At 42.6% G+C, this 12885-nt stretch carries 13 protein-coding genes; 11 read left to right on the top strand and 2 right to left on the bottom strand.

Features of this window, described 5'->3' with window-relative positions; translation table 11 throughout:
• Positions 1–27: 27 nt before the first annotated feature.
• The gene (locus tag QZ407_RS10100) at positions 28–702 is read right to left on the bottom strand and encodes an FkbM family methyltransferase (RefSeq protein ID WP_295770470.1); all 675 of its coding nucleotides are present in this window, start codon (positions 700–702) and stop codon (positions 28–30) included.
• Between the two features lie 122 nt (positions 703–824).
• Between QZ407_RS10100 and QZ407_RS10095 the strand changes: the two genes are divergently transcribed.
• Genes QZ407_RS10095 through QZ407_RS10080 form a run of 4 tightly spaced genes read left to right on the top strand, consistent with a single transcriptional unit; the run spans position 825 to position 4517 of the window.
• The gene (locus QZ407_RS10095; protein WP_295770467.1) at positions 825–2162 is read left to right on the top strand and encodes a flippase; all 1338 of its coding nucleotides are present in this window, start codon (positions 825–827) and stop codon (positions 2160–2162) included.
• 26 nt (positions 2163–2188) lie between these two features.
• Complete coding sequence (locus QZ407_RS10090; RefSeq protein WP_295770464.1) at positions 2189–2806, top strand: FkbM family methyltransferase; 618 nt, start codon at positions 2189–2191, stop codon at positions 2804–2806.
• 4 nt (positions 2807–2810) lie between these two features.
• Positions 2811–3584 carry a class I SAM-dependent methyltransferase gene (locus tag QZ407_RS10085; protein ID WP_295770461.1) on the top strand — a complete coding sequence of 258 codons (774 nt, stop codon included), beginning with the start codon at positions 2811–2813 and terminating at the stop codon, positions 3582–3584.
• A 12-nt stretch (positions 3585–3596) separates the two neighbouring features.
• Positions 3597–4517 carry a glycosyltransferase gene (locus QZ407_RS10080; protein ID WP_295770459.1) on the top strand — a complete coding sequence of 307 codons (921 nt, stop codon included), beginning with the start codon at positions 3597–3599 and terminating at the stop codon, positions 4515–4517.
• A 522-nt stretch (positions 4518–5039) separates the two neighbouring features.
• Here the strand turns inward: QZ407_RS10080 and QZ407_RS10075 are convergent.
• A complete protein-coding gene (locus QZ407_RS10075; RefSeq protein WP_295770456.1) occupies positions 5040–5786 on the bottom strand; it encodes a class I SAM-dependent methyltransferase in 747 nt (248 codons plus the stop codon).
• Positions 5787–5897: 111 nt separating this feature from the next.
• Between QZ407_RS10075 and QZ407_RS10070 the strand changes: the two genes are divergently transcribed.
• The 7 genes from QZ407_RS10070 (at position 5898) to QZ407_RS10040 (ending at position 12876) form a co-directional block, all read left to right on the top strand.
• Positions 5898–7190, top strand: a complete 1293-nt coding sequence (locus QZ407_RS10070; protein WP_295770454.1) for a glycosyltransferase family 4 protein — start codon at positions 5898–5900, stop codon at positions 7188–7190.
• Complete coding sequence (locus tag QZ407_RS10065; protein WP_295770451.1) at positions 7183–7935, top strand: glycosyltransferase family 2 protein; 753 nt, start codon at positions 7183–7185, stop codon at positions 7933–7935. The genes QZ407_RS10070 and QZ407_RS10065 overlap by 8 nt, the downstream gene beginning before the upstream one ends.
• A 101-nt stretch (positions 7936–8036) precedes the next feature.
• Entirely contained in the window at positions 8037–9041 is a 1005-nt protein-coding gene (locus QZ407_RS10060) for a glycosyltransferase family protein (RefSeq protein WP_295770449.1), read from the top strand.
• A gap of 39 nt (positions 9042–9080) precedes the next feature.
• Positions 9081–10076 (top strand): DUF6427 family protein, encoded by a 996-nt coding sequence (locus QZ407_RS10055; RefSeq protein ID WP_295770447.1) that lies wholly within the window; start codon positions 9081–9083, stop codon positions 10074–10076.
• A 45-nt stretch (positions 10077–10121) separates the two neighbouring features.
• Positions 10122–10814 carry a phosphoribosylformylglycinamidine synthase subunit PurQ gene (purQ, locus tag QZ407_RS10050; RefSeq protein ID WP_295770445.1) on the top strand — a complete coding sequence of 231 codons (693 nt, stop codon included), beginning with the start codon at positions 10122–10124 and terminating at the stop codon, positions 10812–10814.
• Entirely contained in the window at positions 10815–11558 is a 744-nt protein-coding gene (locus QZ407_RS10045; RefSeq protein WP_295770442.1) for a type III pantothenate kinase, read from the top strand.
• A complete protein-coding gene (locus tag QZ407_RS10040) occupies positions 11551–12876 on the top strand; it encodes a hypothetical protein (protein ID WP_295770439.1) in 1326 nt (441 codons plus the stop codon). Before QZ407_RS10045 ends, QZ407_RS10040 begins: the two co-directional genes overlap by 8 nt.
• Positions 12877–12885: the final 9 nt, after the last annotated feature.

The raw sequence follows: 12885 nt of genomic DNA, 5'->3' as shown, positions 1-12885 counted from the left end.
GGTTTCGTCGTTTTATACGTATTAGTTTTATACTTGTTTAAATATTAGTGTACGCAGGGTTTTGTTTACAATACGATAGCCCTGGTCGGCTAAAAAGCTATGCGCTTCAGAAGCATCGAGGTGGCTAAAATTGTTGTCAACATCCTCCACTAATACGAATTTAGGTCGATACTTATTCCAGTTGTTTGATTGCAGTACTTTTACATCAAGCCCGGCTACATCAATACTCATAAAATCAATAATAGATTGTCCGGATGGAAGGTGCTGGTCTAAAACCTCGGCTAGGGTATGAATTTCCACTTCGGCTGTTTCAACCACATGAAAGCTGCTTGAGTCTTTATCACGCTGGCGGGCAGTAGGTTCATCAAAAGTATTATAGGCCGAATCGTTAAAACAATAAAGCGTTTGTTTGGAGTGTACTTCGCCTATACCTACATTGAGGTTTATATCGTTTTCACGATACTGGTTAAATAGTTGTATAGCACTAGGCGTAGGCTCAATGTTAATACCGTGCCAGCCCTGCTCATAAAAGTGCATGGTATTTGAAAACCGGAACGGATGGTAAGCACCAATATCAATAAAAAATCCTTTATAGTCTTCATAACCGGGCGTTGCTTCTTTTAATAAAGAACGCAGCAGCATGTCTTCGCCATCTTGTGAGTACGAATGCAATGGTTTGAAATATGGATGGTCGGTTGTCATATGTAAACTAATGTGTGTAAAGGCAAAAAAGCATAAAATATCTTAAAATTCAGCATCATCCTTAAGCATAATGCATTTTAAGTGAGCGTACAATCACACATTTTATACATTTGCAGTAAAATATGCGCATACCCAGTATTCCCGGATTCGATCAGCAGGCTTTTCAAAAGTATTTTAAGAATACCGGTATGCTAATGATGGCACGTGTTGGCAGCATGGTTATAAAAATGGTTGTCAATACGTTTGTGCTATCCAGTTATTTAGGGCCAACGCAAAATGGCATACTTAACTACCCCATGACCATTGTGGTTTTCTCAATGGCGGTAGCCGCCTTAGGCTTAGATGGCTTTGTCACCCGCGAGCTTATCAATCACCCTGAAAGAAAATCTACCCTGCTAGGTACCGCGTTTTGGATGCGCTTGCTGGCAGGTATAATTACATTGCCATTGGTATATGTGGCTTACGAGGTTATCACTCACTTCAAACATCTTAATACGCCATTTACATTTGTACTTATTGTGGCTTTTACAGCCCTTATACAGGCATTTAACATTGTTGAAAGCTACTTTCAGGCTAAAGTGCAGGCCAAGTATATTATGTATGTGCAGGTAGCTGGTAACTTAACCTCGGCAGGCATTAAACTCACCTTGGTGCTTCTACATATGCCCTTGTTGTGGTTTGTGTGGGCGTTGTTGTTTGATGCTGTAATTATTGCAACAGGATACATTATCGTTTACCGCAGCACGCATAACCGTATAAGCGAGTGGAAATATAAAGCCCCTGTGGCAGCATATTTATTCAAAAAATCATGGCCTTTGGCGTTCTCGGCTATACTGGTATCAATTTACATGAAAATAGATCAGGCCATGATCACCAGTTATCTTGGCGAAGCACAATTGGGCATATACTCTACCGTAGTAAGCTTGAGCGAGAGTTTTTATTTTTTACCGGTTGCAGTAGTAACATCGGTGTTTCCGGCCATAGTTTATGCACGTAAAACAGATATTGACCGTTACTATAAGCGCCTGCAAAATATGTATGACCTTATGGTAATCATCAGCCTTTCGGTTGCTATTTTCATGACCTTTGCTTCATCCTTCATTTACAAGATAGCGTTTCATAATCATCCCGAATTTTGGCCTGGAGCACCAGTATTAGCGGTACACGTGTGGGCGGGTATATTTGTATTTTTAGGAAGCGCCAGCGGTCAATACCTTATTGCCGAAGGTTACTTTAAATTATCAATGCTGCGTACGGGAGTAGGGGCATTGGTTAACATTGTGCTTAATATATACTTCATTCCGGCGTATGGTATTATTGGTGCCGCTTATGCAACGCTTATAGCGTATGCGGTAGCTACTTTTTTTATATTGCTTATACCAAAAACTCGTGGTCAGGGAGTACAAATGTTAAAATCTTTATTCTTAATTTCACTTTTTCAAAAAGCATTCAATCGTTGAGCAATTTATCGTTACTTATAGATGTTTTGAAGCAGCCCAAAAGGTTGCGCTCGTTGTTGTCGTTCAATAGCAAAGGTTATTTAGATAAAATTGGCTGGTTTAAAGCTTTTGATAGCCAATCGCCTGTTGATGAGCGGGGAAACCCTATTCCATGGGTTACTTATTCTTTTATAGACTTTATAAAAGACCGATTAAAACCCGAACATGCTGTATTTGAATTTGGTTCAGGTAATTCAACCATATTTTACGCGCAACGCACCGGTATTGTGGTATCGGTTGAGCATGATAAGGAATGGTTTGATAAAATAACGTCTACCAAGCCTGATAATGCCGAAATGATTTTTTGCGAACTGCAGCGTGATGGTGATTACTGCCGTATGCCGGTAAAATTGGGCGAGGAGTTTGATATTATTATTGTTGATGGGCGCGACCGTGTGAACTGCTGTATACAGGCTGTCGAAGCGTTATCGGCTAGTGGTGTTATCGTGCTCGACGATTCGGAGCGCCCCGGCTACCGAGATGGTATCAATTATTTGCTTGATAAAGGCTTTAAGCAAATACCGTTCAGCGGAATATCGCCGGGCTTGTTTTACTACAAAACCACTACCATATTTTATAAACCTGATAACTGTTTAGGAATATAACCCAATGGCCGATGATAAGCTGAGCGGCAATGTAAAGACCGCCTACGACGAATTTTACAAAACGCACGACGAAGCCTGGCGCATGCTGGGTGCCAAATACAAGGCCCAACACATTATTGATGTTTGCAAAGGTCGCATATTTGCCAAGGTACTTGAAGTTGGTGCCGGCGATGGTAGCATCCTCAAAATACTTTCCGAACAAAACTTTGCTCCTGAGTGCCATGCTGTCGAAATTTCGGATAGCGGGGTGGAGTATATCAAATCGCGCAATATTGGCAACTTAAAATCAGTACAGGTATTTGATGGTTATCATTTGCCTTTTGCTGATGATAGTTTTGACCTTATTATTCTCTCGCACGTGCTTGAACACGTTGAACACGAACGTATGCTGCTGCGTGAGCTGAAGCGTGTAGCTAAAATGTGCGTTATCGAAGTCCCGCGTGATTATAAGAAGAATGTAGACGGGCGCATTAAGCATTTTTTGGCTTACGGACATATAAATGTTTACACGCCAACCTCCCTGCGTTACCTGCTGTTATCAGAAGGGTTTAAGGTGGAGGCAGACCTTACCTCCATGATAGAGCCTGAGGTAACTAAATTTAATACTTACATCAACCAAAAAAGGCCTAAAAGCTTTGTTACTGACTTAAAGATTACTGCCGAGTTTATGGTTAAAAGTGCTGTTGGTACCTTTTTAGGCAAAAGTACGCAGGAAGAGTTGGCTAACGCTTACACTGTGCTTTGCAGCAAAACCAATAAACAAGCCGACATTTTTTAGCCTTCATAAGCCATGCAAAACCTGGCACCCATAGCCCTTTTTGTTTACAACCGGCCCGATCATACCCGCCGCACCATCAGCTACCTGCAAAAAAACCTGCTGGCCGATGACTCGCGCTTGTTTATTTTTTCGGATGGGGCCAAAACCAAAGCCGATGAAGCCAAGGTAGATGAGATACGACGCTACGCGCAAACGGTTACGGGCTTTAAATCGGTGAAGGTAATCGAGCGCGAAACTAACGTGGGCCTTGCCAATTCCATCATCAGCGGCGTAACGCATCTGGTGAACGATTATGGCAAGGTTATCGTTTTTGAGGATGATCTGCTATCATCGCCTTACACCCTACAATACTTTAACGAAGCTTTGGATCGCTATGCCGCTTACGAAGAAGTGATGCACATTGGCGCATATATGTACAATCTTAAAGCGCAAGGCTTAACGCAATCCTTTTTCTACCGTGCTGCTACCAGTTGGGGCTGGGCCACCTGGGCGCGTGCCTGGAAAAACTTTGAACCCGATGTGGATAAGCTGATTCAGCAGTTTGATAAGGAGAAAATCAACCAGTTCTCTATAGAAGGCACCATGAATTTTTGGAAGCAAATACAGCAGTTCAAAGCTGGCAAAAATAATTCATGGGCTATACGCTGGTACGCTTCAATCTTTTTAAAAGGCGGCTTAACGCTTAACCCGGCGCACTCTCTCATCCAAAATATTGGGCACGATGGTACTGGGGTGCATTCTAATAATGAAGATATCTATCAGGTGCAGGTTAGCCGTCAACCCGTAACGTGGTTCCCATCGGTATTGCAAGAAGATGAAAAGGCTTATTCTGCTATTAAGCAGTTTTTAAAGAACAGAAAAGGTAATTTGTGGGAGAGAGGGGTGAGGTTTGTGAAACAAATGAAAGAAAAGTATTTGATTAAGTATTCTTGACAATCTGTCATTTATGGCGATAGAGAGAAATCTTGTTCGACTTTTTGTTTGTGCTTTCACTCTTTGCAGTGCCCTGTTAGTACAGGTAAAGTGGTTGCACCTACGCCTGTGGATGTACTTTCTTTTTTATACAAAAAAGAAAGTACCAAAGAAAAAACTTGCGGCCACGTTTATTTGCTATGAACTGCTGTGCTTTAACTTGGATTTGTGCTACCCGCAAAACACTGATGCCGCGGAAGAACAGTTATATTAATACAGTGCTTTTGCATGAATGATAAGCAGTTGCGCAACAAGACTGTCGTTGAAAAAAAGAGCGTGGGGCATTCAGCGCACCCGGCCGGAGGCTGCTCGTGGGGTGGAAGGGATTGCGATGAATAGGCCTTTTGGTTACTTTGTGGCTATGACAAAGTAACAGCCCCCGCGGCGAATGAGCGGAAAGCGATAGGCTCACAAACATTGCATGGCAGACTTTGCAACTCAAGTAAGATTTCTCCCGATGGTCGAAACGACAAGTTTAATAGGCTATCTAACCGCTTTCACCACAATATAAGGCGATAACCCCTTACTCTCTACAGGCACAACCTTAGTAAACACCTTCCCTGCAAACCATAACGCTTTCAAAAAACCTTTAGTCAAACCACTTTGCTGTTTCATGTTTTCGAGCCATATAGAGAAGTGGCCATAGTAGTAAGCCTCCACATCTTTCAGTCCCAATTCCTTACAGTAAGCGGCCAGTAAAGCAGGGTTCATGCTGTTAATGTTATGCTTATTGTAATTGTCCATATCATACGTGCGCTGCACCCAACCGTTTACCCCTGTAAAGTTGGGCAGGGTAATAAACAGCGTTCCTCCCGGTTTTAAAAAGGTGAGGTGACGGGCAATGATATCTTTAGTATCGTTAAAATGCTCAATTAATCCGCATGATAGTACGAGGTCGTATTGCTCCTGTGGCTCATGTTTGTACAGGTCGCCCTCTATCACCTTTACATTTTGCGGGGTGAGCTGGTTGGCGGCCAACACCTCTTTCAGAATAGGCTCGTGTACATAAAAATCAAACAACGAAGTTTCCAGCCCGAAGTATTTCTTTAAAAAGATGGCGTAATAACCCGGAAAGCCGCCTAGCTCAATGGCCGATTTGATGGGTTTTTCGGCAAGCAACTTTTTAAACAGTTGATGAAAAGTATAATTGGCAGGTACCTGGAAAGCCAGTCCTGTTTTTGATTCCCAGTAATTTGCCCAGAATTTGCGGTCGGTGAGTTCGTTGCTCATTAGTATTGCAAAGAAAAGAAAAAAACCTCACCCAGCCTTCTCTAGGTGAGAGGGAGTTAAATAATGTATGAGAATCAATTTTAAGTAACGATAAAATGTATTTTTGAAGCCATGTTAAAGGTGGTGCACATAAATACGTACGATGGTAATGGCGGAGCAGGCCGGGCATGCTTAAGGCTGAATCGGGGTTTGATTGCCGCGGGGATAGATTCGAAAGTGGTAGTGCATTACAAATTTGGTAAAAACCCATCGATATTAACTTTTAACACCAACATTATACAAAAGGCGTTTACGGCAGCAACTATTATTGCCGAACGCGTATTGGCTAAGCGTGAGCTTAACCCCAGCAAGCGTACGCCGTTTTCATTTACGTGGTTCGGTCGGTCGGTTATCCGTCACCCCGATGTTAAGGCGGCCGATGTGATACACCTGCACTGGATTAACCACAGTTTTTTAAACCCGGCGCACTTAGCCGAACTGGCTAAACTTAACAAGCCCATAGTATGGACTTTTCACGATAGCAATGCCTTTACCGGTGGCTGCCATGTGCGCTATACCTGCGATCATTTTTTACGCGAATGCGGGCATTGTCCGCTGCTTAAAAACCCGGACGCTAATGACGTGTCGCGTAAAATTTGGGCACAAAAGGATAATGCATACAAACAACTAAATATAAATGTGGTTGCGCCAAGCTCCTGGATGCTCGATTCGGTTTTGAAAAGCAGTTTGATGCACGATAAACCTGCCGTGCAAATACCTAATACGCTCGAAACAGATATTTTCAGGCCGATGGATAAAGCCGAAGCCAAACGCAAGTTAGGTTTGCCCGATGATAAATTTATCTTCCTGACCGGCTTTATGCCTTCGCGTAAAGATTTGCACAAGGGTGCCAGCTATTTGATGGAAAGCCTCGAACTGCTCAAAACCCGGTTAGGTGCAAAAGCTGATAGCGTGGAGCTAGTGGTGTTTGGCAACCGCGATGCGAAAAACGTACCCGAGTTTCCGTTCACGACCAAATTTTTAGGTACTATAAACGATGATGAAAAGCTGGCTAACTGCTATGCCGCGGCTGATGCTTTTTTGATTCCGTCATTAGAAGATAATTTGCCTTATACGGTAATGGAAAGCCTGTCGTGCGGAACACCGGTGGTGGCTTTTACCACGGGAGGCATACCCAATATGGTTGAACATGGTTATAACGGCTACCTGGCCGAATACCGTTCCTCTGAAAGTTTTGCCGATGGGATGGATTGGGTAATTCATCATCCTGATAGAAATACGCTACAACAACAGTCCCGGCAAACGGTAATGGAAAAGTTTTCAGAACGGGTGATAGCGCAAAAGCATTTGCAATTGTACAAACGAGTTCTTGGCAAAACGCAGGAGGAAGGGCCGCATGTTTAACCCCAAGCTTAGTGTTATTACCATTGTGTACAATAACGTGCAGCATATTGAACGCACGTTGCAATCAGTAATTGGTCAAACTTATCATAACATTGAATACATTGTTGTAGATGGCCTATCGACGGATGGTACGCTTGATGTTATTCATCAGTATAAAGACAAAATTTCCACGCTAATCAGCGAGAAAGATAAAGGTATCTACGATGCCATGAATAAAGGCCTGGCACTTGCCACGGGCGATTATGTGATATTCATGAACTCCGGCGATACTTTTTACGCACCCGATACTGTTGAGCAGGTTTTTGCCACGGCGCCCGATGCTGATATTTATTATGGAGAAACCGAAATGATGGATGAGGCCGGGAACAACCTGGGCCAACGCCGTCACAAGGCTCCAAAACAATTCAGGTTTAAAGATTTTAGGTATGGCATGAGCATCAGTCATCAGGCCATTTACATGAAACGGGCTTTGGCACAGCCTTACAACCTTAAATACCAGCTAAGTGCCGATATTGACTGGATACTGCAGGCTGCCCAAAAAGCGAAGAAAATAGTGAATGTTAACCGCTACGTGGCTAAATACCTGGTTGGGGGGATGTCTAAAAAGAAGCATCGCCAAAGTTTGATGGAACGTTTCGATATTATGCGCGAGCATTACGGGTTATTGCCTACTATTTTTAATCATGCGGTTATTTCCTTTAACCTGGGTTGGTACTGGCTTTTGCACCGCCGTACAAATGATTAACATATAAGTTATGGTTTGTTAAAAGTAAGTTTATACTATTGCAAACGCTTTAATGCAAAACCCGTTTATATTTGCTAAAGCGGCATCTGCTTTAAGTTATAATGAAAATACTTTTTGGCATACAGGGTACAGGAAACGGTCACATCAGTCGTGCGCGCGAAATTGTGCCTTTATTACAGCAGTATGGCGAATTAGATTTGATTGTAAGCGGCACTGAGGCCGAAGTGTCTTTGTCACAACCGCTAAAACATCAGTTTCACGGCTTTAGCTTTGTGTTTGGTAAAAAGGGTGGCGTTGATAAATGGGAAACGTATAAGCGCATGAACCTGTGGCAGCTATACCGTGATATTCATAACCTTCCGCTAAAACAATATGACCTTATTATTAACGATTTTGAACCTGTAAGTGCCTGGGCTTGCCGTTTGCAAGGTATACCATCAGTGTCGCTAAGCCACCAGTGTTCTTTTATTTCGCCTAATACTCCCCGCCCGGCCCGCTGGAATTATGCCGAGTGGCTGTTTAAGTATTATTCGCCTACCACACACCACATAGGTTTCCATTTTGATAGGTACGATTCTTTCATTCATACCCCTGTTATTCGGAGTGAAATACGCCAGCTAGAGCCTTGCAATAAAGGTCATTACACCGTTTATCTTCCTGCTTATGACGATAAAACATTGGTGAAAATGTTAAGCCAGGTAAGCGAAGTGGAATGGCATATTTTTTCCAAACGTCAAAAGAAGCCGTACCAAACCGGTAACATACATATTTGCCCAATTGATAATTTAAAGTTTAACCAAAGCATGGCCAGTTGTGAGGGTTTGCTTACAGGCGGCGGTTTTGAAGGACCTGCGGAGGCTCTGTTCTTCCAAAAGAAGGTGATGATGGTTCCTATGAGCGGGCAGTATGAGCAACGCTGCAACGCACTGGCAGCATCAAAACTTGGGGTACCTGTAATTACAAGTATTAACAGCCATGCCATACCTCACATAAAAAACTGGATACAAAGCAGTAATCAGATCAAGGTTGATTTTCCTGATGAAACTGCACAAATTGTAGAGGATATGGTTAAGAAATATACGCGTCCGCAGGCTGTTTTAGCTTAAATATTTTTGATAATATTGCCTGTTGAAACTCAGGCGTGCATGATTGATATTTTCAGGAGGTTTAATCCGCTTAATATTTTATGGCTGGCATTACTGCTGATTATTTTGCGGGGAGCTTATCTGCTGTTTGGTGATGCCGTTCCTGATGAATACCCATTACAATTAGCCGAGCCTTTTTTTAGAGCACTACTGCCTTTAGCAATTGTTAAAACCCTACCCGCTTACTTAAGCATTTGGGGTGCGGCACTGGTTGTGCTTGTACAGGCTATATTAATTAATTATTTAATTAACGCTTACAATCTTTTAGGGCGGCCCAGCTTTTTACCTGCCTTAATGTATGTAGTGCTATCAGGGCTGTTTACACCATTTTTGGTTCTAAGTGCACCTTTGTTGTGCAATTTTGTAATCATTTGGATGTTGTTTAAGCTGTTTGAGCTTTACAAAACTGATGACTCCAAAGCCCTGGCTTATGACCTGGGAATGCTGGCTGCTGCAGGTTCGCTTTTATATTTTCCGTTTACCTACTTTTTGGCCGTGGTATGGATAGGTTTGATTATTTTTCGTCCGTTTGATTGGCGCGAGTGGGTGGCTACGTTGATAGGTTACCTTACCATCTTTTTCTTTATCGGCGTTGTTTACTACCTTACCGATAAACTGCCTTACCTGTATAGAATATGGCTGCCGTTGGGTGCTAAGTTTGCAGGGCCGCAGGTTTTAGATAAGTATGACTTCCTTTCGCTTATCCCGGTAATAGCTATTTTTGTATTAGGAACCCTCAAACTGCAGGAGAACTTTTTTAAAAGTTACGTGCTTATACGCAAAGCGTTTCAGCTGTTTTTCTTCATGGTGCTGATTGCATCGGTATCATATTATGTGCGGCCAATGTTTGGGTTAAGCCATTTTATACTGTGCGTGGTACCCGCTGCAATATTTTTTGCCTACTATTTTTTGTACGCAAGCAAGCGCTGGATGTATGAAACGCTGTTTTTTTTACTGATTACCAGTATAATTTACTTCCAGTTTAACACTTTTTAACTTTTACATTCGTTCATGTTCAAGCGGTTATATTAGCTTTGTAGCATGAAATTTGGTGTAGTTATATTCCCCGGTTCAAATTGCGACGAAGATATCATCTACGTTTTGGAAAAAGTTATGGGTCAGCGGGTGGTTCGCCTGTGGCACAAGGACCATGATTTGCAAGGCGTTGATATGGTAATTCTTCCCGGCGGTTTCTCTTTTGGCGATTACCTGCGTTCTGGCGCTATTGCCCGTTTTTCGCCTATTATGCAGGAGGTTATCCAATTTGCTGCTAAAGGTGGTTACGTAATGGGTATTTGTAATGGTTTCCAAATACTGGCTGAAGCAGGTTTAGTACCGGGAGCATTATTGCATAACAAACAGCGCAAATTTATTTGCCGTAATACCTTCCTGGTATCACAAACTAAAAATTCACTTATAACGTCACAAATTGACGAGCAAAAAGCGCTTAAAATTCCTATTGCCCACGGTGAGGGTAATTACTTTGCCGATGCCGATACCTTACAATCGTTAAAAGATAACGACCAGATTTTGTTCCGTTATAGTGACGAGGCCGGTAATGTAACTGATGAAGCTAACCCTAACGGGTCATTAGAGAACATTGCGGGTGTATGTAACCTCAACCGCAACGTATTTGGTATGATGCCTCACCCTGAGCGTGCTGCCGATACATTGTTGGCTAACGAAGATGGCCTGGCAATTTTTGAATCAATACTGAGCCTGGTTAAAGCCTAAATGGCCCAATTGGTAATTGATATTGGTAACACGCTTACCAAAATTGCTGTTTTTGATGGTGAAGAACTGATAGGAGCAGGGCATTACCCTGTAGTTAAAGATGATGACCTTGGTCATCTCTTCATTAACTACTACATTACTGTCGCAATAATATCAACTGTAAAAAAGGAAATTGAGCCTTGGGTTGGCTACCTGCAGCAACGTTGCAAGGTAACTTACTTTAATCGCGAGATGGCTTATGGCATACATAACCATTACCGCACACCTCAAACGTTAGGAGCCGACAGGCTGGCGGCAGTTTTGGGTGCAAAAAGCCTTTACCCGGGAATTGATTGCCTGGTGATAGATGCCGGAACCTGCATAACCTATGATGGTATTGACGCCGCAGGTAATTACTATGGCGGGAGCATATCACCAGGTTTACAAATGCGGTTTAAAGCACTGCAACACTATACATCGGTTTTGCCACAGGTTGACGCTGATGCCGGGTTTGATAAACTTTATGGCGATGATACCGTAACAGCCATACGTTCAGGAGTGCAAAACGGCATTTTATACGAAGTGCTGGGATTTATACAAAGCTACAGCAAGCAGGCAGAAAGCCTCAATATTATACTAACAGGCGGCGATAGTGTTTTTTTGGATACTGTACTAAAAAACAGCATCTTTGCCGGCTATATTAAAACTGAACCATACCTGGTTCTCAAAGGATTGAACGCAGCTATACAAGAGCATAATGATTAAGCATATAAGAGCAGGTTTTACTTTTTTATTTACCACAGTTGCCCTGGGTGCAATGGCGCAGTCAACCGCCACTACCAGTTCGCCATACTCACAGTTTGGCCTGGGTGATATCAATACCGGCCTGCTGCCGCAAACCCGTGCCATGGGTGGTATATCAACCGCTATAAATAAAATTAACGGTTACAATACTATAAATCTGCAAAATCCTGCGTCTTACGGTTCTATCAATCTTACAACAATTGATATTGGTGTTTTAGGTAGCTTCTCTACACTCAAACAAAACGATGTTAGCAGCCAACGTAACGGTAACTTCAGACTTAGTCACTTCAATTTTGCTGCGCCGGTAAGCAAGCGCTCGGCTTTAAGTTTTGGTCTGGTACCCTATTCTGAGCTTGGTTACAACTACCGCCAAAGCATACCAAATTTCGGTACCGGCAGTCCGGCCGATACCAGTGCGGTTAATTACATATACAGTGGCGACGGAGGCCTGTCAAAAGCCTACGCCGGTTATGGGTTTGGCATTGGCAGGCACATATCTTTTGGCGGTAACGTTTCTTACATTTTTGGTAACCTGCGCAAATTCCGTTCAACCGAAATACCTTCTATTGGCAACAATCTTAACTCACGTAGCGAACGCAGCAACAGCATAGGCGGCGTAAATTTTGATTACGGTACACAAGTTAACTTTGATTTTGGCGATGAGCGCGAGCAACACCTTGTTTTTGGTTACTCAGGTTCGGCATCAAGCACATTAAACTCAAAGGTAACTAATATTGTAAGCCAGTATAAAACTTCCGCGGAGGGTGATGAGTCGGCAGCGCTTGATACACTTTCTAACCAGGTACTTAATGATGGCAAAATTAAATTGCCTTTAATGCATCACTTCGGTATATCATTCCAAAAAGATGGCAAGTTTTTAATTGGTGCTGATTATAGCATTGGCAACTGGTCAAAACTAAGTATACCAAACAGTAGCGAGGTGTTGCGTAACAGCCAAACCTTAAACGTAGGTGGTCAGTTTACGCCTAACGGAAATGCGTTACATAATTATTTTGCTTTAATTGACTATCGTTTAGGTTTCAGATACGATAAAACGTATATCAACGTTGCTAATACAAATATTAATCAGTACGCCGGAACGTTTGGTTTAGGTTTGCCTTTAGCGCCAAACGGTGGTACGTTTTATAAAATAAACATTGCTGCCGAGTATGGTCAGCGTGGCACTTTAACAAACAATCTGATTAAAGAAAACTTCTTCAATATTCACATAGGCTTCACGCTTAATGACATCTGGTTCCGTAAATACAAGTTTGACTAACCCCAGCCT

The organism is uncultured Mucilaginibacter sp. (assembly GCF_913773635.1).
Taxonomy (GTDB): Bacteria; Bacteroidota; Bacteroidia; order Sphingobacteriales; family Sphingobacteriaceae; genus Mucilaginibacter.
This window is presented reverse-complemented; position numbering and strand designations above follow the sequence as displayed.

Excerpts from the sequence above, each read along its gene's own strand:
- QZ407_RS10100 (WP_295770470.1), bottom strand. The coding sequence starts at position 702 with ATGACAACCGACCATCCATATTTCAAACCATTGCATTCGTACTCACAA.
- QZ407_RS10095 (WP_295770467.1), top strand. The coding sequence starts at position 825 with ATGCGCATACCCAGTATTCCCGGATTCGATCAGCAGGCTTTTCAAAAG.
- QZ407_RS10085 (WP_295770461.1), top strand. The coding sequence starts at position 2,811 with ATGGCCGATGATAAGCTGAGCGGCAATGTAAAGACCGCCTACGACGAA.
- QZ407_RS10080 (WP_295770459.1), top strand. The coding sequence starts at position 3,597 with ATGCAAAACCTGGCACCCATAGCCCTTTTTGTTTACAACCGGCCCGAT.
- QZ407_RS10075 (WP_295770456.1), bottom strand. The coding sequence starts at position 5,786 with ATGAGCAACGAACTCACCGACCGCAAATTCTGGGCAAATTACTGGGAA.
- QZ407_RS10070 (WP_295770454.1), top strand. The coding sequence starts at position 5,898 with ATGTTAAAGGTGGTGCACATAAATACGTACGATGGTAATGGCGGAGCA.
- QZ407_RS10065 (WP_295770451.1), top strand. The coding sequence starts at position 7,183 with ATGTTTAACCCCAAGCTTAGTGTTATTACCATTGTGTACAATAACGTG.
- QZ407_RS10060 (WP_295770449.1), top strand. The coding sequence starts at position 8,037 with ATGAAAATACTTTTTGGCATACAGGGTACAGGAAACGGTCACATCAGT.
- QZ407_RS10055 (WP_295770447.1), top strand. The coding sequence starts at position 9,081 with ATGATTGATATTTTCAGGAGGTTTAATCCGCTTAATATTTTATGGCTG.
- purQ (WP_295770445.1), top strand. The coding sequence starts at position 10,122 with ATGAAATTTGGTGTAGTTATATTCCCCGGTTCAAATTGCGACGAAGAT.
- QZ407_RS10045 (WP_295770442.1), top strand. The coding sequence starts at position 10,815 with ATGGCCCAATTGGTAATTGATATTGGTAACACGCTTACCAAAATTGCT.
- QZ407_RS10040 (WP_295770439.1), top strand. The coding sequence starts at position 11,551 with ATGATTAAGCATATAAGAGCAGGTTTTACTTTTTTATTTACCACAGTT.